This window comes from Acinetobacter sp. AYS6, assembly GCF_025630795.1.
Lineage (GTDB): Bacteria > Pseudomonadota > Gammaproteobacteria > Pseudomonadales > Moraxellaceae > Acinetobacter.
In genome coordinates this window covers 638556-658430 of record NZ_JAOTNV010000004.1, presented here as the reverse complement: position 1 = coordinate 658430, position 19875 = coordinate 638556, and the positions used below count along the sequence as shown (strand labels likewise).

Annotated in this window: 20 protein-coding genes and 1 tRNA gene; 14 read left to right on the top strand and 7 right to left on the bottom strand. The window is 37.8% G+C overall.

Features of this window, described 5'->3' with window-relative positions; genetic code table 11:
* The first annotated feature begins 6 nt into the window (after positions 1–6).
* Positions 7–651 carry a tRNA-(ms[2]io[6]A)-hydroxylase gene (locus OD757_RS03925; protein WP_009393638.1) on the top strand — a complete coding sequence of 215 codons (645 nt, stop codon included), beginning with the start codon at positions 7–9 and terminating at the stop codon, positions 649–651.
* 275 nt (positions 652–926) lie between these two features.
* Positions 927–1685, top strand: coding sequence for an SDR family NAD(P)-dependent oxidoreductase (locus OD757_RS03920; protein WP_263030917.1), 759 nt, complete (start codon positions 927–929; stop codon positions 1683–1685).
* A gap of 192 nt (positions 1686–1877) precedes the next feature.
* Here OD757_RS03920 and OD757_RS03915 read toward each other — a convergent pair.
* A tRNA-Asn gene (locus OD757_RS03915) sits at positions 1878–1953 on the bottom strand.
* 46 nt (positions 1954–1999) lie between these two features.
* Between OD757_RS03915 and OD757_RS03910 the strand changes: the two genes are divergently transcribed.
* Both OD757_RS03910 and OD757_RS03905 read left to right on the top strand, forming a co-directional pair.
* A complete protein-coding gene (locus tag OD757_RS03910; protein WP_081400212.1) occupies positions 2000–2146 on the top strand; it encodes a hypothetical protein in 147 nt (48 codons plus the stop codon).
* A 41-nt stretch (positions 2147–2187) separates the two neighbouring features.
* Positions 2188–2619, top strand: coding sequence for a hypothetical protein (locus tag OD757_RS03905; RefSeq protein ID WP_263030916.1), 432 nt, complete (start codon positions 2188–2190; stop codon positions 2617–2619).
* 15 nt (positions 2620–2634) lie between these two features.
* Here OD757_RS03905 and OD757_RS03900 read toward each other — a convergent pair whose 3' ends face one another.
* On the bottom strand, positions 2635–3072 hold the full coding sequence (locus tag OD757_RS03900) for a PaaI family thioesterase (protein WP_263030915.1): 438 nt from the start codon (positions 3070–3072) through the stop codon (positions 2635–2637).
* A gap of 237 nt (positions 3073–3309) precedes the next feature.
* Between OD757_RS03900 and OD757_RS03895 the strand changes: the two genes are divergently transcribed.
* On the top strand, positions 3310–4149 hold the full coding sequence (locus OD757_RS03895; protein WP_263030914.1) for a DMT family transporter: 840 nt from the start codon (positions 3310–3312) through the stop codon (positions 4147–4149).
* A 53-nt stretch (positions 4150–4202) separates the two neighbouring features.
* On the opposite strand, the gene OD757_RS03890 is transcribed toward OD757_RS03895, so the two are convergent.
* Positions 4203–5438 carry a pyridoxal phosphate-dependent aminotransferase gene (locus tag OD757_RS03890; protein ID WP_002118408.1) on the bottom strand — a complete coding sequence of 412 codons (1236 nt, stop codon included), beginning with the start codon at positions 5436–5438 and terminating at the stop codon, positions 4203–4205.
* A gap of 206 nt (positions 5439–5644) precedes the next feature.
* Here OD757_RS03890 and OD757_RS03885 point away from each other — a divergent pair, with 206 nt between their 5' ends.
* Entirely contained in the window at positions 5645–5824 is a 180-nt protein-coding gene (locus OD757_RS03885; protein WP_009393483.1) for a hypothetical protein, read from the top strand.
* Between the two features lie 29 nt (positions 5825–5853).
* Here the strand turns inward: OD757_RS03885 and OD757_RS03880 are convergent, their stop codons facing one another.
* Together OD757_RS03880 and OD757_RS03875 are read right to left on the bottom strand one after the other, a co-directional pair.
* Positions 5854–7293 (bottom strand): diguanylate cyclase domain-containing protein, encoded by a 1440-nt coding sequence (locus OD757_RS03880; RefSeq protein ID WP_263030913.1) that lies wholly within the window; start codon positions 7291–7293, stop codon positions 5854–5856.
* Positions 7294–7471: 178 nt separating this feature from the next.
* A complete protein-coding gene (locus OD757_RS03875) occupies positions 7472–8263 on the bottom strand; it encodes a hypothetical protein (protein WP_263030912.1) in 792 nt (263 codons plus the stop codon).
* 180 nt (positions 8264–8443) lie between these two features.
* Here OD757_RS03875 and uvrB point away from each other — a divergent pair, with 180 nt between their 5' ends.
* From uvrB to proB, 8 genes are all read left to right on the top strand, one after another.
* Positions 8444–10465 carry an excinuclease ABC subunit UvrB gene (uvrB, locus tag OD757_RS03870; RefSeq protein ID WP_009393438.1) on the top strand — a complete coding sequence of 674 codons (2022 nt, stop codon included), beginning with the start codon at positions 8444–8446 and terminating at the stop codon, positions 10463–10465.
* A 93-nt stretch (positions 10466–10558) separates the two neighbouring features.
* Positions 10559–11146: a lipocalin family protein gene (locus OD757_RS03865; RefSeq protein ID WP_009393636.1), complete on the top strand. Its 588-nt coding sequence runs from the start codon at positions 10559–10561 to the stop codon at positions 11144–11146.
* A 110-nt stretch (positions 11147–11256) separates the two neighbouring features.
* Positions 11257–12198, top strand: a complete 942-nt coding sequence (gene rarD / locus OD757_RS03860) for an EamA family transporter RarD (RefSeq protein ID WP_263030911.1) — start codon at positions 11257–11259, stop codon at positions 12196–12198.
* A 222-nt stretch (positions 12199–12420) separates the two neighbouring features.
* Positions 12421–13878, top strand: a complete 1458-nt coding sequence (locus OD757_RS03855) for a glyceraldehyde-3-phosphate dehydrogenase (RefSeq protein WP_009393547.1) — start codon at positions 12421–12423, stop codon at positions 13876–13878.
* A gap of 149 nt (positions 13879–14027) precedes the next feature.
* Positions 14028–14753: an MFS transporter gene (locus OD757_RS03850; RefSeq protein ID WP_263030910.1), complete on the top strand. Its 726-nt coding sequence runs from the start codon at positions 14028–14030 to the stop codon at positions 14751–14753.
* 11 nt (positions 14754–14764) lie between these two features.
* A complete protein-coding gene (locus OD757_RS03845; RefSeq protein WP_263030909.1) occupies positions 14765–15439 on the top strand; it encodes a hypothetical protein in 675 nt (224 codons plus the stop codon).
* Between the two features lie 182 nt (positions 15440–15621).
* On the top strand, positions 15622–16845 hold the full coding sequence (gene cgtA, locus OD757_RS03840) for an Obg family GTPase CgtA (RefSeq protein WP_009393540.1): 1224 nt from the start codon (positions 15622–15624) through the stop codon (positions 16843–16845).
* 15 nt (positions 16846–16860) lie between these two features.
* The gene (gene proB / locus OD757_RS03835; protein ID WP_009393721.1) at positions 16861–17994 is read left to right on the top strand and encodes a glutamate 5-kinase; all 1134 of its coding nucleotides are present in this window, start codon (positions 16861–16863) and stop codon (positions 17992–17994) included.
* A gap of 27 nt (positions 17995–18021) precedes the next feature.
* On the opposite strand, the gene OD757_RS03830 is transcribed toward proB, so the two are convergent.
* Together OD757_RS03830 and OD757_RS03825 are read right to left on the bottom strand one after the other, a co-directional pair.
* Entirely contained in the window at positions 18022–18678 is a 657-nt protein-coding gene (locus OD757_RS03830) for an HAD-IB family hydrolase (protein WP_263030908.1), read from the bottom strand.
* On the bottom strand, positions 18645–19853 hold the full coding sequence (locus OD757_RS03825; protein ID WP_009393680.1) for a DUF1615 domain-containing protein: 1209 nt from the start codon (positions 19851–19853) through the stop codon (positions 18645–18647). Before OD757_RS03825 ends, OD757_RS03830 begins: the two co-directional genes overlap by 34 nt.
* Positions 19854–19875 lie beyond the last annotated feature (22 nt).

The window sequence follows — 19875 nt, the reverse complement described above, 5'->3', positions numbered from 1 at the left end:
TCGGTTATGTCGAGTATCAATTACGATGAATTAATGCAACCTGTCTTGGCTTTTTTGGGGTGTCAAACACCAAACGCTTGGTTAGATGAGGCAATCAATAATTTAGATATCTTGATGCAAGATCATGCTAATTGCGAAAAAAAAGCAGCTAGTACAGCAATGAACTTAATGTTCCGTTATAGTTTTTTCCCTGATTTACAAGTAAAGCTTGCACAATTGGTACGGGAAGAAATGCTCCATTATGAGCAAGTGCTTGAGCTTATGGCCAAGCGTGGTCAGAAATGGGATGGGTTAAGTGCGGGGCGCTATGCTGGTGGGCTCCGTAAAGAAATTCGTACTTATGAGCCGGAAGCTTTAATTGATGTGCTTGTGGTAGGTGCTTTTGTTGAGGCTCGCTCATGCGAACGTTTTCATGCACTTGCCCCGCGCGTAGATGAAGAGTTGGGACGCTATTATCGTTATTTACTTAAGTCAGAGTCTCGTCATTTCGAGGACTATTTGGCACTTGCACTTGATGTTGCAAAAACTGCAAAAATGAAAAATCCTAAAGAGGATATTCAGCAGCGCATTGATCATATTCGTGAGGTAGAAAAGAATCTGATTCTAACGCCTGATGATACCTTTCGTTTTCACAGTGGCGTACCTGCATAATTTTGAACGCTTCAAGTTAAAAAAGTTTACCTTTCACGGTAAACTTTTTTTATTAGGTGAGCTTTATCTCTTCGACGGTAGGCATCTTCTGCTTTTAGTTTTTTAATGCATATAATTATTTAATAAATATATTTTTTATAGATTTTAATTTCTCTTAAATTTTTTAAAAAAACTTTTATTTTTTTAGGCTAATAATAAATATTGTGTAAATATAAAGGCTGATATGTTCATCATGAATTCAACTGAAATAGTTAATCATTTCTAAGGATATAAGAATGTTAGCATTAGTTACAGGTGCATCGGCAGGTTTTGGTTATAGCATTTCAAAAAAACTGATCGAGTTAGGCTATAAAGTTATTGGCTGTGGACGACGGGCAGAAAAACTAGAAGAATTAAAAAAAGAGCTTGGTGAAAAATTCTATCCCTTAGTATTTGATATGACGGATACGGCAGAAAATATAAATAAGGCATTGGTTGATTTACCCGCCGAATTTCAAATTAGTCAAATTGATTTATTGGTTAATAATGCCGGATTGGCATTAGGGTTGGAGTCAGCAGATAAATCAAATTTAGATGATTGGTACACCATGGTTGATACCAATGTTAAGGGACTTATTACTGTTACCCGACTAATTTTGCCAAGCATGGTAAAGAAAAAGTCTGGCTTAATTATCAATATGGGGTCAATTGCAGGTACATACCCATATCCGGGTGGTAACGTTTACGGTGCAACCAAAGCATTCGTGGAGCAATTTAGTTTAAATCTTCGTGCGGATTTGTCTGGTACAGGCATTCGAGTAACTAACATTGAACCAGGCCTTTGTGGTGGTACAGAGTTTTCTTTGGTACGTTTTAAAGGCGATCAAGAGAAAGTGAATAGTCTCTATGATAAAAAGAACCCAATTTTGCCTGAAGATATTGCAAATACGGTAGCTTGGGTTGCTTCACAACCTCCACATATTAATATTAACCGTATTGAAATGATGCCGACCACCCAGTCTTTTAATCCTTTAAAAGTGGTTGAGGTAGAATAATGGGTTTTAAAATGATCTAAGAAGAGGATAGAGGGTGATATATCTTTTAGACTTGAATTAGGTCATTAAATTAAGCGAATAGTCTAAGCATTAAACTCTAATCCTCTATGTGCTGATAGGGGATTTTTTATAGATGGGGATATATTGATGGCAAAAAAAAGCCCGCTTTAATGCTGCGGGCTTTTTAGTATTTGGCTCTCCCACCTGGGCTCGAACCAGGGACCTGCGGATTAACAGTCCGTCGCTCTACCGACTGAGCTATGGGAGAATCTGCATGCGATTATAAGGAGATTTTGAGAAGGGTCAAGTCTAAATTGTCATGTTTACTTCATTTTTGTGTTGTATGCTTTTTATTTGATCAGTTAAGTAGTGAGCTGAGAAATTACTTGCACTTTAAAAAATCAATTGCTAGATTCGAGACAGAACAAACGTTTGAAGAAATTCAAACAGTGTGGATTTAAACCAACTTGCCAGCACTAAAATGGCTAAATCGGAGATAAGTATGAAAACACTTACTGTTGCCTCTATTTTTTCTAATTTTGATTTTTATCAACGTAATTATCTCAATATCTTAAGTCATTCAGAGTCTTATTACACGCCTGTAGAAGATGCATGGATTGATGCTTTTCCTTTCAAAAAACAAGATTTATATTTAGGCGATTTATTGCAGCTTTGGTTCAGTTCTAAATGGAATGTACATAGCTCACTAAAAGTTTTAAAAAGTTCAAAAGTATTAAATTCCTCTAAACCGTTATATATTTTTCAGTTAGAAGGGGAATTATTGTTGGGCAAAAATAAAGTTCTCGCTTGGTCTACTGAACATCAAGAAATTATAGAACTTCAACTTAAAAATATTTGGGCACCGTATGTGATTGCACAAACTTGTGAACGTCCAGATAATCAAGATTACTCAATAAAAAAGGCAGCGGTTTAAGGCTGCCTTTGATGACTATGGACGAATAATCATGCAGGTTGCTGTTGCATAGGCATACAGTTTACCTTCCTCATCAATAATCTTTCCTTCGGAAATACCTAAATTTTTACTTAAGTTAATGACGTTACCTGTTGCAATTAAAGGATGGTTCTTTGGAATAGGACGGCACATTTTTACGTTAAGATCGATTGTTCCGTAGCCTACACCCGCAGGTAACATCGTATGTATTGCACACCCAGTTACAGAGTCTAAAACTGTAGCAGCAAAGCCACCATGTACTCCACCAAGTGGGTTTAAATGGTTATGATCTGCTTGGGCTTTAAACGTAACAGATCCTTCTGAAATTTCAGTAGGTTGCATAGGTATAGTTTTGCTAATACTTGCTGCTGGAATATGGCCATCTATCATAGCTTGTAAAAATTTGAGACCAGTCATTTCCATAGGATTTTTCATTTTTGAGTCCTTTAATTATTAAGTTCTAAAACGGAACTTGATATTAGCCTATTATTAAGTCATCGATATGTCAATTCCATGAGTTAAAGATTGAACTGACAAGTAAAATATCAGAAGCTTAATTATTAATATAAAATGTCTTTATGATAAAAATAGAATTAAATTAGTTGCATAATGAATTAGATAGATAAGTAATTCTTCTTATACACTATAAAAAATAACAGGAGCATAAGGATAATGCTTTTTAGAATTGTGCTTGTGATGGGGGCTTTTGCAGCAAATTCTGTGTTATGCCGTTTGGCTTTAGCAGGACATCATATTGACCCAATGAGTTTTAGCCTCGTACGAGTAGTGAGTGGTGCAGTTGTTTTATTCGGACTGTTTTTTTATTCCAGATCGTCTCAAACTCTTATTCATTGGAATTTTAAGAATGCATTTTTTCTAGCGGTTTATATTCTGGCATTTTCTTGTGCCTATCTTCAAATCGATGCTGGCATTGGTGCTTTACTCTTATTTGGTGTTGTACAACTGACCATGGTGCTTTACGGTTATTGGCATGGTGAACAGATTGGCATATACCGTGGCATAGGTTTATGTATAGCTTTAGCCGGAATTATTGTTTTGTTATTACCTGGTGCTCAAGCGCCTCATTGGAACTATGCTTTGCTTATGATGATGTCTGGGTTGGCATGGGCAGGATACAGTATTGCTGGCCGTAACATGACGCAACCTGTTGGCAGTACATTGGCAAATTTTATATTGGCTGTACCAATCGTTTTATTGGTAAATATATTGTTTAATCAAGAGCAGTATATTGATTTGCAAGGTTGGATGTTAGCAATTTTGTCTGGTGGCGTGACTTCAAGTGGGGCGTATGTAGCTTGGTATGCAATTTTGAAGCATATTGATCGCGTGACGGCCAGTACCGTACAGTTGAGTGTGCCATGTTTGGCAATTATAGGTGGAAGCCTGTTTGTAAATGAAGTTGTAACAGGACGAGTGATTTTGTCTAGTTTTATGGTTTTGTTTGGAATTTTGCTGGTTATTTATATGACGCCGAAGAAAGGTAACGTATAGGTCAATTAAAAAAGGGCTCTCTTAAGAGAACCCTTTTTATGTAAAAATGCAGTTTATTTCGCAGCTTTTTCAGCTTCAATTGAAGCGATAGCAGCATCTACACCTTCAATTGAGTCAGCAGCTTTTTTGATACGTGCTAACGCATCAACAAGTACTTCGTCAGCTGTTGCATATGAAATACGCATAAAGCCGCCTAAACCAAATGCATCACCAGGTACGACTGCTACACCAGTTTCTTCTAGTAACCATTCAGAGAACTCTGTGCAAGACTTTAAGCCTTTTGCACGAATAAGAGGGCGAATGTTTGCATAAGCATAGAAAGCACCGTCAGCAGGTAAGCAAGAGATACCTTTAATATCATTTAAGCCATTTACAACTAAGTCATGACGGCGTTTAAACGCTTCAATCATCGGTTGTAAAACGTCTTGTGGACCATTCAAAGCAGCTTCAGCAGCAACTTGTGAAATAGACGTTGGGTTTGAAGTTGATTGTGATTGGATCTTTTTCATTGCACCAATGATTTTTGCTGGACCGGCCGCATAGCCAATACGCCAACCTGTCATTGCATATGCTTTAGAAACACCATTTAAAACAATCGTACGATCATATAAATCAGGAGCAACAGTTGCGATGTTGTAGAACTCATCTTCCCAACGAATTGGTTCATACATATCGTCAGATGCAACAAATACTTGTGGGTGACGACGTAAAACTTCAGCTAAAGCTTCTAATTCAGCTTTGCTATAGATCATACCTGTTGGGTTAGATGGACTGTTTAATACAACTAAACGAGTATTAGGCGTAATCGCAGCTTCTAATTGTTCAGGAGTAATTTTGAAACGTTGGTCTTCACCACATTTCACAATGACTGGAGTACCTTCAGCAATAATGACCATATCTGGATAGCTTACCCAGAAAGGTGCTGGAATGATAACTTCATCGCCTTTGTTTAATAGTGCAAGTGCCAAGTTAAAAAAGCTTTGCTTACCACCACATGAAACCAAAATCTGATTCGCTTGATAATCAAGATTATTATCACGCTTAAATTTAGCAATAATTGCTTTTTTTAACCCAGGAGTACCATCTACAGCCGTATATTTGGTGAAACCATTATTAATCGCTTCAATTGCAGCATCTTTGATGTGTTGAGGGGTATCAAAGTCTGGTTCGCCAGCACCTAAACCAATCACATTCTTGCCAGCAGCTTTAAGTTCAGCAGCTTTGTTGGTTACAGCAAGTGTAGGGGACGGTTTGATGGCATTGACACGATCAGAAAGACGTACGTCCACGGCAATATTCCTCTTATGGGATTAAAAATAAAAAGCACTCTATCTTATCGCAAAAATTAAGCAATTTGCGGATGTGAACCTTTTCAGATGTAAAAAAGTTTAGTTTAGTAATTATCTTAAACAAGATTTATTCAATTGAAGCTTTTTTAGAAAGAAATGAGAAAATCATTTATAATAGCTCGCAATCGAAATTTCGAGAAAGAATCATGACTGAGCAACAGCCAAAACAGAAAAAGGCTTTGGTGAAATTGCCATTCCCAATGCCGAATGATAGCAATCAAGCCGACGATGCGGTACACAACCAAGTACGTCCTAAACCAGAGCAATACGCAGATAGAACGTGGATGCCGCCACGTGGTACTCGTCGTTCTATGGGAAAACGCTAATTTTGAAAAACAGGCAATATGCCTGTTTTTTATTGATTAAATAAAATTTCCTGATAATAAGATTTTTTCCTTTGATACATGTGATGGTCTGCTCGTTTTAACATGTCCTCAATTTGTTCATTGACTTGCGTAGTCGCATGTCCAATTGCGATGCTAATTGGGTGGCTTGAGTAATATTGATTGTCGATATTAAAAAGCTCCTGAATGGTTTGAAGCATAATGAGAACATTCGCCTTATCTGCCCCTGGCATTAAAATCACGAATTCGTCGCCACCTATTCTAGAAGCCGTATAGGCTGTATTTAAAATAGCTTGACCTAGAATATTTCCAACGCGACGTAATAACCCATCCCCAATATCATGACCAAACTGATCATTGGTTTCTTTTAATCCGTTCATATCTAAGAAAATTGAAGAAACAGGGCGAATAATGCTTCGGTTTAAACGATTAAGTTCTTCTGTAAAAAAAGCGCGGTTATATAGTTTGGTAAGAACATCATGTTGTCCTAAATATTCAAGATAGTTTTCTGCTTTTTTTCGCGCGGTAATATCAGTAAGTGCAACTTGTACCAGTCCCCAAGTTTCTTCATAACCGGGAAAAACGGTAAATTGAAGTAAGACATTTCTTATTTGGCCATCTAAAGCATAGTTAATGGCTTCACGTTTATGATGGATATTACCTTGCCATAACTCGATGAGTTGTTCTCGAAAGGTTTCAACCATTTCTTCAGCAAAAATCTTATGTGTATTTCTAAGAAGGGTAGACTTATCCGGCGCCTTAAATAAATCTATAGTGGCCTGATTAACATCTAAAATCAGAATATCTTCTACACACTGGCGGACAAATTCAGGATGCACATCTAGAAAAGTTCTAAAATCTTCAATTCCTAATAGTCTAAGTTGATCAATTCTATTTTTTATACGACTGAAATCTTCGACCCAAAGAGAAGTCGGTGAGTAGATAAACATAGATTCAGCTAGGCGACGATTTTTTTCTTCCTGACGGAGTGCATTTTGATAGGGCGTAATATCTTCAGTGGTAATTAATACACGTTCAAAGTTAGATTCAAAGCCAGGTAAAATTGAGCCTCTTAACTGAACATCAATGCGTTTGCCTGATAAAGTGTAATTCACCGTAGTACTTGAAAAATGGGTTTTACCATTCCAAAGTTCTTCTAGCTCATAAATATGTGATTCAAACATTTCCTTTTTGAAAATCAAATTTAAACTGGAGCATAATTCTTCTTGTGTTTCTGCTTCAAAAAGTTCTAATGTTTTTTGATTAACGCGAATTATTTTAATTTTATGAGCACATTCAATAATTAAATTTTGATTTTGATTTAAAAATTCATGCAGGTTTTCAATGCCTTGATTTCTCCATAAATCAAATTGTTTTTTAACTTCACTGAAATCCTCAATCCACATTGGAATTGGGCTAAGGTCAAAAATTGAAGAATCTAAAGTTTCCATATGTTTCTTTAAGTATTCAGTTTGTCTTAAAGTATAATGAGAAAAATTAAGATTTGGGAAATAAAGAACTTAAATTTATTAGAATAATTAAAAATAAAAACATTAAATGTAAGTAAAATAAAATAAAATAATGAGAAAGCAGAAATGCTCTGCTTAGCTCATAAATTTATAAGAGAGTTTAACGATTAATGGGGTGATCAATATTTTTTTCACCACGCCATAATTTGATAAAATCTTGCTCGTCAAAATCGTAAAGTTCCATGAGGGCAACAATAGCACTCACAAAAATCATGGCGCCTTCAGAGTTTCCATGAAGGTCAAAAATTTTACCATTGAGTTTACCTAAAATATCACGAAGCTCATGATCACGGCCTCGTCCATAACGATCACGAGGGTATAGCTCTTCATTTAACACAATAAGAGCAATGGCTTTTTCGGCACCTGATAAATCTGTTTTATCTAAGGCTTCTTCAAAAGATTCACTTCCATGATTAAAGTAAAAAATAACTTCATCATTAATGAAACTTTTTACCATCTTTTCAGTTAATGTCGGAAATTGAGAAACTGCATTATCTTCAACATAGGGTTTAAAAGATTCGGGAAAAATAACGTTGTGATGAATATCTTTAAACAGTGGTGCAATTTCAGAAACTTTATAACCTGCGATGCCACAACCTAAAGCAGTGACAAAATATTTCATTTTAGGATGATTTTTTGCATATATCTTAAAGTCTTCAACATAGTGCTCAATTTGAGAAAGAGGCATTTGTTGAATATGTTCATTTAAGGTGGGAATTGCAAAGCTTTGACCAGCCCAGCCGCGACCTACACCTTCAACTGCTCCGAAGTGTTGTCTGGCAACGCGTGCTGCACCGCTACCGTGCTGTCCAGCAAGGTTACTTCCAAACACAAAAACTGTATCTTCGGGAAGTTCGGTTACAATACTTTCATCATGATATTGGTAGGTCATGGTTATGCTTTTTATTTAATGGATAGCTTCATGTTGCAACTGATTAGAGTATTGGTCAAGTGTTAAGATGCTTAATCTTTTACATTGAATTTCCAACTCAATTTGCACTTTAAATTAAGATAAAAATCCCCATTAATGAGGGAGACGTTAAATTCAATTTTTTCATAAAGAGAGATAACTTTGAACGAAAATCAACCTTTTGATTTGGTCACACATTATCAGCCAGCAGGTGATCAGCCACAGGCAATTGAAAAGCTGGTCAATGGTATCGAGCAGGGTTTTCGTAATCAGTTATTGCTAGGGGTAACTGGCTCGGGTAAGACCTATACCATGGCAAATGTGATCGCCCAAACACAGCGACCTACAATTGTGATGGCCCATAACAAAACCTTGGCGGCCCAACTTTATGGTGAGTTTAAATCTTTCTTTCCTAATAATGCGGTTGAATATTTCGTAAGTTATTACGATTACTACCAGCCCGAGGCTTACGTTCCATCTTCGGATACGTTTATCGAAAAAGATGCGGCCATCAATGATCACATTGATCAGATGCGATTATCTGCAACACGAGCTTTATTAGAACGTCGTGATGCAATTATTGTCGCATCGGTATCTGCAATTTATGGTTTGGGTGACCCCAATGCTTATATGCAAATGTTACTGCATGTGGTTGAAGGTGACCGAGTAAGCCGTGATGAAATCATCCGCCGTTTGGTTGAAATGCAATATACGCGTAATGAACTTGAATTTTTACGCGGTACTTATCGAATTCGCGGCGAAATTATTGATATTTTCCCAGCTGAATCCGATCAACATGCCATTCGCATTGAACTATTTGATGATGAGGTCGATTCAATCCGTTGGTTTGACCCATTAACAGGTAAAATGGTTCGTAAAGTTTCTCGAGTTACGATTTATCCGAAAAGCCACTATGTAACACCAAAAGATCATTTAACTCGTGCCATCGATACAATTAAGGATGAGTTACAAGATCAGCTCAAATTCTTCCGTGAACATGACAAATTGCTCGAAGCACAGCGTATTGAGCAACGGACACGTTACGATCTGGAAATGATGCAACAGTTGGGTTATACCAATGGTATCGAAAACTATTCACGTCATTTGTCTGGACGTCCGTCTGGTGAAGCACCACCGACTTTATTCGACTATATTCCAGAAGATGCTTTGCTCATTATTGATGAATCACATGTTACGGTTCCGCAAATTGGGGCAATGTATAAAGGTGACCGCTCACGTAAAGAAAACTTAGTGAATTATGGGTTCCGTTTGCCAAGTGCGCTTGATAACCGCCCAATGAAGTTTGAAGAATGGGAGCGTATTGTACCGACTACCATTTTTGTAAGTGCAACACCTGCTAAATATGAATTAGAAAAGTCAGATCAAATTGTTGAACAAGTGGTACGTCCAACAGGTCTAATCGACCCTGAAATTGAGATTCGTCCTGTTTTAACCCAAGTAGATGATGTTCTTTCTGAAATTAATATTCGTAAGAATTTGAATGAAAGGGTATTAATTACGACCTTAACAAAACGTATGGCAGAAGACCTGACTTCTTATTTGAAAGAATATGGCGTCAAGGTTGCTTATCTCCACTCAGATATTGATACAGTTGAACGTGTCAAAATTATTCATGAATTACGTACAGGTGTATTTGATGTTTTAGTCGGTATTAACCTGCTCCGTGAAGGTCTGGATATGCCAGAAGTTTCTTTAGTTGCTATTTTAGATGCAGATAAAGAGGGTTTTTTACGTTCTGAACGTTCACTCATTCAGACGATTGGTCGTGCGGCGCGTAATGTGAAAGGTAAAGCAATTTTATATGCTGACCGAATTACCGACTCTATGCAAAAAGCAATAGATGAAACTGATCGCCGTAGAGCCAAACAAATCGAATTTAATGAGCTGCATGGTATTACACCACGTAGTGCTGTTCGTCAGGCTATCAAAGAAATTGACTCGGGTGAGGTACTTTCAGACGACGAGATTGATGAAAAAGTACTTGAACAAGCACAAGCATTGAGTGCCGATGAAAGACATATTCTTTCAGATCCAAAATTGTTTAGTAAACATATCACTAAGCTTGAAAAAGATATGTTAAAGGCCTCGAAAGATTTACAGTTCGAGCAAGCAGCGCGGATACGTGATGAAATCATTCGATTAAAAGCGCAAATGTTGCAATAAACGAATACATAACGCTACATAATGTGTTTAAAAAACAAGCTACTGTAGATGTTTGAGTTCTTTTGTATTCACAACTAATCGTTGAGGGCAACAATGGCATTTCGAAATAATGTTCCGCAAGCCAGTTGGCGTTTGGCTAAAATTGCGTTGGGCGGTGTCGTTTTGGCTGGTTTAGCTGTTGGAACCTATGTCTATGCTCAGCCGAAACCCTTGCAAACTGTTTATAAAGTTGAACTGGACCGATATTTAGGTGTCTGGTATGAAGCCGCCCGTAAGCCTGCATTTTTCCAAAAAAAATGTGCTTATAACGTATCTGCAACTTACACCCTAAATGAAAATGGAAATGTTGTTGTAGATAATCGCTGCTATGACAATAGAAAACAATTACAGCAATCTATCGGTGAAGCCTTCGTGGTTAACCCACCCTATAATACGAAATTGAAGGTGAGTTTCTTACCGGAAGCTGTGAGATGGATTCCAGTTATTCGTGGAGATTACTGGATTTTAAAAATAGATGAAGACTATCAAACTGTTTTAGTCGGGGAACCTTCTCGTAAATATCTTTGGGTTTTATCAAGAACGCCTCATCCTGAACAAGAAGTGGTTGACGAATATCTAAATTATGCAAAAACATTAGGTTTTGATATTCGTGATGTTATCCGTACAGAGCATACAGAATAACTGTATACGTCTGATTAAGAAAAAACCATGTTTTCACATGGTTTTTTCTTTTTTATAGTGGATAAATCAAGTATTGTGATGAGCTGTTTTTACTAAAGTCTAAGAGGGTGATGATGTTTAAGGGCGTGAGCTTGTCTGTCATGGCATCTGTCACTTTTGGTGTACTTTATTTTTATACTCAATTGTTAAGTCAGCTTGATAGTGAACAGACTTTTGGCTGGCGGATTATTGCAACAATCCCATTTCTAACTTTGTTTATGTGGTGGAGTGGTGATTTAGCGTATATCAAAACTATCTATCAGCGTATTTTGGCTAAGCCATCTTTATTATTGTTGTTAATCACAACCTCCGTTTTAACTTCAGTCCAACTTTGGCTTTTTTTATGGGGACCTATGCATGGGAGAGGCCTACAAGTATCTTTAGGATATTTTCTATTGCCACTTGTTCTTGTCTTGGCTGGAAGTGTGTTGTATGGCGAAAAAATATCAAAATTTCAATGGGTCGCCATTATTCTTGCTGTTATTGGCGTGGGTCATGAAATCTGGCGTTTAGGAAGTATTGCTTGGGAAACAGCACTGGTTGCGGTTGGCTATTCTGCCTACTTTTTATTACGTAAAACAATTAAAACAGACAATTTAGGCGGCTTCTGGTGGGATTTGGTCATTATTCTGCCGATTGCAATTTATTTGACCCATACAGGTTTACTCCCTTATAGCAAATTTATGGACCAACCGAGTCTTACATTCGTCATTATTGGGCTTGGAATTTTAAGTGCTATTGGTTTAGGAAGTTATATCCTGGCAAGCCGCTTTTTACCCTTAGTCGTGTTTGGTCTTTTAGGATATTTAGAACCTGTCTTACTTGCTTTAGCTTCTCTAGTTTTAGGGGAGAGTATTGGTCAAGAAGAGTGGTTCACTTATATTCCGATCTGGTGCGCAGTATTTGTGTTGGTTTTAGAAGGCGCAGTTCACCTTTATCAACAACGTCAAAAAGCCAAGAATTTGCAGCTAAATATCGCAAAATATCAAAAAAGATTAAAAAATGATGCTTAGAATTAGAGCATCAGAATCTAAAAAGTAAGAAAAAGCAAAAATTTAGCTGCTTTAAACAATAAGATAATAAAAAATAATTATAGGTATTTTATGAATTTATGATGAATTTTAGGAAAATCTAATCACTAACGTCAGCTTTTGATTCATTCTTGCTAATAATTCCATTACAATTACGGGGTTTAAAAAATCACGCCTAGATATAATTAATTAGAGGACGTATCTGTGAGCAAAGACACTATCATCGCCCTGCATGCTGAACACCAAGGCCGTTGGAAAAACCGTGAAGAAATCGCGGAACGTATGATTGCATTAATCGGTCAATTATACCGTGAAAAAAATATTGTCGTATCTGTTTACGGTCGCTCTTTAATTAACCGTTCTGTTATCCAAATTTTGAAAACTCACCGCCGTACACGTGTTGTAGACGTTGAGCTTTCTGTTGTAAATACATTCCCAATTTTAGAAGCTTTAGCAAAAGTTGAAAATATTGGTTCTGCAGAAGTTGATATTGGTAAACTTGCTGTTGAATATAAAGAAAAAGGCGGTGATATTGACGCTTTTGTTGCTCAATCTGTTGAGTCAATCAAAGGAAGCGCAACTTCTGAACAACCTAAAGATGTAGTTCTTTACGGTTTTGGTCGTATTGGCCGTATCTTGGCTCGTTTAATCATTAGCCAATCAGGTTTAGGTCGTGGTTTAAGCCTTAAAGCAATCGTTGTACGTAAGTCTTCTGACGGTGACTTAGCAAAACGTGCTTCTTTACTTCGTCGTGACTCTATTCACGGTACTTTCGCTGGTACAATTTCTGTTGATGAAGAAAATGAAGCAATTATTGCTAACGGTAACTTCATTAAAGTGATTTATGCGTCTAGCCCAAGTGAAGTTGACTATACTGAATACGGTATTGAAAATGCACTTTTAATCGACAACACTGGTAAATGGCGTGATGCTGAAGGTCTAAGCCAACATTTGAAATGCCCAGGCGTTGCACGTGTTGTATTGACTGCACCAAGTAAAGGCGAAATGAAAAACGTTGTATTTGGCGTAAACAACTCAGACATCTTAGATGAAGACAAAATCATCTCTGCTGCAAGTTGTACAACAAATGCGATTACTCCAATTCTTAAAGTATTGGATGACAAATATAAAGTTCTTAACGGTCATGTTGAAACTGTTCACTCATTTACAAATGATCAGAACTTGATCGATAACTACCATAAAGCAGATCGTCGTGGTCGTGCTGCTACTTTAAACATGGTAATTACAGAAACTGGTGCAGCTAAAGCAGTTGCTAAAGCATTACCTGCATTAAAAGGTAAGTTAACTGGTAACTCTGTACGTGTTCCTACTCCAAACGTATCTCTTGCAATCTTGAACTTAACGCTTGATAAAGAAGTTGATCGTGAAGAAGTGAATGAATACATTCGTCAAATTTCGATTAACTCTAACCTTCAAGGTCAAATTGGTTATACCAACTCGACTGAAGTTGTATCGAGTGACTTTATCGGTTCTCGTACAGCAGGGGTATACGATGCTCAAGCAACGATTACTTCTGGTAACCGTTTAACTGCTTATGTTTGGTACGATAACGAAGTTGGTTATAGCTGTCAGGTATTACGTATTGCTGAACAAATGTGCGGCGTAAGCTACAAAAAAATCCCAGCAGAATTGAATGCTTAAGATCATTTAACGATCGATAAAAGATTTTCACAAAAAGACCCAGTTTAGACTGGGTTTTTTTACAACCGTACAAAATATATGCTGACTATTTTTTGTAAATAAATGAGAATAGGAATTAAGGAAAAAAAGAATATAGTAAGGGATAGGAATTGTCGCAGTTTAAACGTTTATTGGTCGTTTTTATATTCATCATTATTGCCAATCTATGTGGTGTACTCATTGCAATATGGGTATTTAAGCATTTCAATATTTATATTCCATTGAAAAATCAAGCAGTTGCTATTGACTTGCAAGAGCCTCTACAAGTTAAGGTTAAAGTGCAAGATGCTTTAAATGTGGATGTAAAAGGGCGGGTAAATGCCAGTATTCCAATTGATGAGAAACTGAATATTCCATTAACACAAACATTAACTCCGCGTGTTTATTTCGATAATATGGTGCCAATTAGCACAACAATTCCGGTTAAAGAAACACTAAAAGTTGAGCAAAATTTACCAATCGATACGAAGGTTCAGGTAAGAGTTTTAGGGCGTGACATTACGTTGCCGTTAAAGGGATCAATACCCTTAAAACTTGATGTTCCGATTGATATTAATGTTCCGCTTGAACAAAAGGTTCATTTAAAATTCGATGCACCAGTACGGACAGTATTAAAAGAAAATTTACATATTCCTCTAAAGGCAAGATTAGATACTAATATTCCAATTGAGGGTAATTTAAATGTTCCTGTTAAAACAGCACTAAATGCTTCGGTTGATGTGAAAAATACATTGCCTGTGAAGATTGCAAATGGTGAGTTAAAGATTCCTCTCTCCACTATGCGGTTAAATCGGGTAGTAGGTTCAGAAACACCGCAGACAACAACTGATCAATAGGGTGGATGCTAATGTTTCGTTCACTCAAAAGTATGCTCATCAGTTTCTTTTTAATGATGATACTTGCTGCTGTTATGTTTTGGGTATACCTCAATATTCAAGCTAATTTAGTCGTGTCGGCTCATAATGCAGATATTAGTTTACCTGACTCTTTAGAAACAAAAATCCAAGTTGGCAATACTCTGCAGGTTCAGTCTATTGGTAAACTTGATACAACATTAGATATAGATCGCCAACTGACTTTACCTTTAAAAGGGAAATATCTAGCAGATTTAAGTTTTGCTGTAGAGACGCCCATTACGGTAAGTGTTGATTATTCAACGAATCTAAAGATTGATCAGGTTATGCCTCTCGAAACAACGACTGATTTGATCTATCAAAGTAAATTTTTACCAAAATTTCCACTTAAACTGGATATTCCTATCAAGTTGGACGTTCCTTTTAATTTAAAACGTAGTTATACCATTCCAGTTAAAATTGTTTTTGATGGTCCTGTTTATTTTGAATTTGATGAGCCAGTAAATTTATCGGTTAAACATCAGTTTAAACCAAGCCTAGAAGTGAATGACCCTATGGAAATGGGAAATATCTCTTCATTTAATGCCATTATGTATAATTCGGTTCCAAAAACAAAAGCGAATCTTGATATGCAAATGACTTTACCTTTACGCAATGTTCATCCTTAAAAATTAAATAGTCATACTGCATTTTATTTTGGGTAAAGCTCATATTTGTGAATCTAAAATGCTTTTGATGACTTAAAGATAAAAACAGTTCGTTATATATGGGAATTGTCCCATTTTCTATTCGAGAATTTTATGAAAATATGGCAGAATAGGCGGTTTTAGAGTTTTTAGAGGATTGGCAGATGCGCTTTGTTGATGAAGCAGTCATTACCGTAGAGGCTGGCGACGGTGGCAATGGCGTAGCCAGTTTTCGCCGTGAAAAATTTGTACCATTTGGTGGCCCAGATGGTGGTGATGGCGGACGTGGTGGAAGTATCTATATTCAAGCTGATGATGATACGAGTACGCTAGTCGATTACCGTTACACACGTAAGTTCCGTGCTGAGCGCGGAAAGAATGGTGCAGGCGCTAACTGTACCGGACGTGGTGGTGAAGATGTGGTTTTAAAAGTACCCGTTGGTACAACAATTGTTGATACAGATTCAGGCGATATTATTGGCGATTTGGTTGAAGACGGCCAAAGAATTCTGGTTGCAGGTGGTGGTGACGGTGGTTTGGGGAATACCCACTTTAAATCATCAACTAACCGTGCTCCGCGTAAATGTACGACAGGCATCAAAGGTGAATTCCGTGAAATTCGCCTTGAATTAAAAGTATTAGCAGATGTTGGTTTATTGGGCATGCCAAATGCTGGTAAATCAACCTTTATTCGTGCTGTAAGTGCTGCAAAACCAAAAGTAGCAGATTATCCATTTACAACTATGGTTCCGAACCTTGGTGTTGTAGATGCTGACCGTCATCGTTCATTTGTAATGGCCGATATTCCTGGGTTGATTGAAGGTGCAGCAGAAGGTGCTGGTTTGGGAATTCGTTTCCTTAAGCATTTGGCACGTACGCGTATCCTTTTACACATTATTGATGTGCAACCAATTGATGGTTCAGATCCTGCTCATAATGCCAAAGCAATTATGAACGAGTTAGCTAAGTTTTCACCTACTTTGGCGAAACTACCGATTGTTTTAGTACTCAATAAACTTGATCAGATTGCTGAAGAAAGTCGTGAAGAGTGGTGTCAGCATATTCTAGATGAACTAGAGTGGACTGGACCTGTCTTTAAGACATCAGGCTTATTAAGTGAAGGAACAAAAGAGGTTGTGTATTACCTCATGGATCAGATTGAACAACAACGTGAACGCGAAGTTGAAGATCCTGAATATGCAGCAGAAGTAAAAGCTTTCCGTGAACAACTTGAAGTTGAAACACGTGAACAAACCATTGCGGCAAAAGAAGCATATCGTGCTATGCGTCGAGCACAACGTCTTGAAGGCATGTTGGGCGATGATGATGATTTTGACGATGATGAAGACGACGACAATGATGTAGAAATCATCTACGTTCGTGACTAGAAAACCGAGGAAAACATGATAGAAGTGGTCGATGGGCAACGTCAGCTCAGTGAGTGTAAACGAATCGTTGTTAAAATCGGATCATCTTTACTCACAGCCAATGGGCAAGGTTTAGATTTGGATGCTATTTCGCTTTGGGCGAAACAGATTGCAGATCTACACAATGCTGGACACGAAATTATTTTAGTGTCTTCTGGAGCTGTAGCAGAAGGTATGGTTCGTATGAAGCTTGCGAGTCGACCCACCGATCTACCCAGTCTACAAGCCTGTGCTGCGATTGGGCAGATGGGTTTAATTCATACTTGGTCTAGTGTGCTTGAAAAACATGGCATTCGTACTGCTCAGGTTTTACTGACACATGATGATTTGGCAGATCGCCGTCGTTATTTAAACTCATGTGATGCTTTGCAAAACTTGATTGATTGGCGTGTAATTCCAGTCATTAATGAAAATGATACGGTATCTACCGATGAGATTCGCTTTGGCGATAATGATACTTTAGCTGCGATGGTCGCAGGTCAGGTTCATGCAGAATTGCTGATCATTTTAACGGATCAGCAAGGGATGTTTGATTCAGATCCACGTCATAACCCTGATGCTAAATTACTCTCTACTGTTCGTGCCATGGATGATGATTTATTCGAAATGGCCGGTGGCGGCGGTTTACTCGGGCGTGGTGGTATGGTCACTAAAGTTCGTGCCGCACGTTTAGCAGCTAAATCAGGTTGTCCAACACTCATTGCGAGTGGTGAAAGTGATAATGTCTTGTCACGTGCTATGGCAGGTGAAATGCTAGGTACATTGTTTACTACAGATAAAGACCGTATGACTGCTCATCAACAGTGGCTTGCTGCCCATTTGCAGACAGCAGGTCGTCTTGTGATTGATGATGGCGCTATTGAAGCGATTAAATTGAAACATCGCAGTTTACTCCCTGTTGGAGTTAAGACTGTTGAAGGACATTTTGATCGTGGCGATGTAGTTGAATGTGTAGATAAACAAGGTAAACGTATTGCAGTGGGGCGAGTGAACTTTAGCTCGCGATCTGCTGAAATTATTAAAGGTTTAGCCTCTGATAAGGTTTATCAAGTACTTGGTGAAGCTCGTTCACTTGAGATGATTCATCGTGATCATATGGCGATTTACTAGTTTGTTGTGAAATTAAAAAAGCTCGCTTTATGCGAGCTTTTTTTCTGGCGTTAAACGAGGTAGAACACGATCTTCACCCACCATATATGGATGTGTCGCAAGACTCAGCATATCTAGGTCTTCTGAGCTATTACCATAGGCATAAACTTGATGGTAATGCTGTAGCGTATATTGCTGATGTATTCTTAACTTTTTTTGTTCACTACTACAATCTGGGGTGGAGTAGTAACCCGTCATCAAACCGTTTTTAATTTGAGTTTCGGTACAAATTAATTCGATATCTAGTAACTTGCAAAGTGGGGCAAGGTAAACATCAATTGAAGCCGAAACCAGTACCACCCGATCACCACGTAACTGGTGGTGTTGTAACTGTGCGAAAAGTTCAGGTGAAAGCGCAGAGACTAACTCTTGTGCATATTCTTCACCTAATCTTTGCAATTCAATTGCGGGGGTATCTTTGAACATGCTGCGAAATAACTTGGCGCGCATAGCATGGGCTGGATAAAAATTAAGATAGTAGGCTTGAATCCATGGCAGAATTTTTAAGCCTTGTTTAACAATGTGGCGCTTAGATAAAGCATAAAAGATAAACCCTGTAAAACTGTCTTTGCTACACAAGGTTCCATCAAAATCGAACAGGGCGAGACTCTTTATAGTCTTATTCGTTTCGCTCGTTGCATACATGATTCATATCGTCCGTTTACGCGGGTTGCATACCAGTTAGTATTATAGTCACGACTTAATTTTGGCCCAGAAATAACGACTTGCGGCATAATGGCGTAGATCGGTTCTTTACCTTTCTTCGCTTTATAAAGTTTAGTCAGGGCAATATAGGTTTGTGTACTTTCAAACTTTTTCTCTTTTTCTAATTTAAGATCATCACGAATTTGTCTTGGGGTAACTAATACATTATTTTTTGCAAATACCGTAATGAGCTCTCTTTCTGACTGGCTTTGAGTCGGGCGTGGATCACCATCTTTTGTGTAAAGAAGTAGATCACCATCAAGACTTATTCCTGTATCGGTTAAGTCATTTAACATGCTTTGAAAAGCAGCATTACGGCTAGAATACATGCCTGAGTTATAGTCTGCAAATCGATAAATAGCTTTGTCATAATTAGCTGGATAAACCATTAAACGATGTATGCCGTAATATAAGCCGCCATATTCGGTATATAGATCATCACGAAGAGCAGCAGTACTCATGCTTGAGCGTTTATTGGCTTTCGCATAATTAATGTGAACCTGCATAGAACCCAAGGTCGTAATAGGGTTCATTTTCTCGCCAATATCTTGACCAACTAATTTGGCTGCACCTGTTAATGCACTCACATGGTAATGCTTAGCCATAAAATCGAAAATTTCTCGATAAAGTAAGTCGAGGTCTTTCTCGGTTTTAACCTTACGCATTTGACTCATATAGTTGTTATCAGGAGAGGGCTGGGTTTTTAGCACTTCTTCAAAATAACCAGCAATTGTTCCACCAATAGTTTTGCCAAGCTTATCTTCAAATTTTTCATTTAAACGGGTACTAACTTCTTCAACTGCTTTTTGGCCTAATCCCGGTACTTGAGGATTAGCTACAAAGTTAGATTCCTGATCAACTACTGCCACAATACTACAAACATTTTTCTTGGTTTTAGGAATATCCAAGTCTTTCATAATGTCGTCAATATCTTTAGCCCATGACTCACGGTCATGCACACGCGATGGGATCAGTCGTTTAATTTGTTGGTTTTCTAGTTCAGGCTCATCATTGTTTGACCACCAAGCTTTATCACCACAAGCAGCTAAACTCATGCACACGGCGACCATACCGAATGATTTTAATAAAAAACGGGAAGACAACGGTTTGTTCATGGCGAGGAAAGCACCTGCATAA

Excerpts from the sequence above, each read along its gene's own strand:
- OD757_RS03925 (WP_009393638.1), top strand. The coding sequence starts at position 7 with ATGTCGAGTATCAATTACGATGAATTAATGCAACCTGTCTTGGCTTTT.
- OD757_RS03920 (WP_263030917.1), top strand. The coding sequence starts at position 927 with ATGTTAGCATTAGTTACAGGTGCATCGGCAGGTTTTGGTTATAGCATT.
- OD757_RS03905 (WP_263030916.1), top strand. The coding sequence starts at position 2,188 with ATGAAAACACTTACTGTTGCCTCTATTTTTTCTAATTTTGATTTTTAT.
- OD757_RS03900 (WP_263030915.1), bottom strand. The coding sequence starts at position 3,072 with ATGAAAAATCCTATGGAAATGACTGGTCTCAAATTTTTACAAGCTATG.
- OD757_RS03895 (WP_263030914.1), top strand. The coding sequence starts at position 3,310 with ATGCTTTTTAGAATTGTGCTTGTGATGGGGGCTTTTGCAGCAAATTCT.
- OD757_RS03885 (WP_009393483.1), top strand. The coding sequence starts at position 5,645 with ATGACTGAGCAACAGCCAAAACAGAAAAAGGCTTTGGTGAAATTGCCA.
- OD757_RS03880 (WP_263030913.1), bottom strand. The coding sequence starts at position 7,293 with ATGGAAACTTTAGATTCTTCAATTTTTGACCTTAGCCCAATTCCAATG.
- OD757_RS03875 (WP_263030912.1), bottom strand. The coding sequence starts at position 8,263 with ATGACCTACCAATATCATGATGAAAGTATTGTAACCGAACTTCCCGAA.
- OD757_RS03865 (WP_009393636.1), top strand. The coding sequence starts at position 10,559 with ATGGCATTTCGAAATAATGTTCCGCAAGCCAGTTGGCGTTTGGCTAAA.
- rarD (WP_263030911.1), top strand. The coding sequence starts at position 11,257 with ATGATGTTTAAGGGCGTGAGCTTGTCTGTCATGGCATCTGTCACTTTT.
- OD757_RS03845 (WP_263030909.1), top strand. The coding sequence starts at position 14,765 with ATGTTTCGTTCACTCAAAAGTATGCTCATCAGTTTCTTTTTAATGATG.
- cgtA (WP_009393540.1), top strand. The coding sequence starts at position 15,622 with ATGCGCTTTGTTGATGAAGCAGTCATTACCGTAGAGGCTGGCGACGGT.
- proB (WP_009393721.1), top strand. The coding sequence starts at position 16,861 with ATGATAGAAGTGGTCGATGGGCAACGTCAGCTCAGTGAGTGTAAACGA.
- OD757_RS03830 (WP_263030908.1), bottom strand. The coding sequence starts at position 18,678 with ATGTATGCAACGAGCGAAACGAATAAGACTATAAAGAGTCTCGCCCTG.
- OD757_RS03825 (WP_009393680.1), bottom strand. The coding sequence starts at position 19,853 with ATGAACAAACCGTTGTCTTCCCGTTTTTTATTAAAATCATTCGGTATG.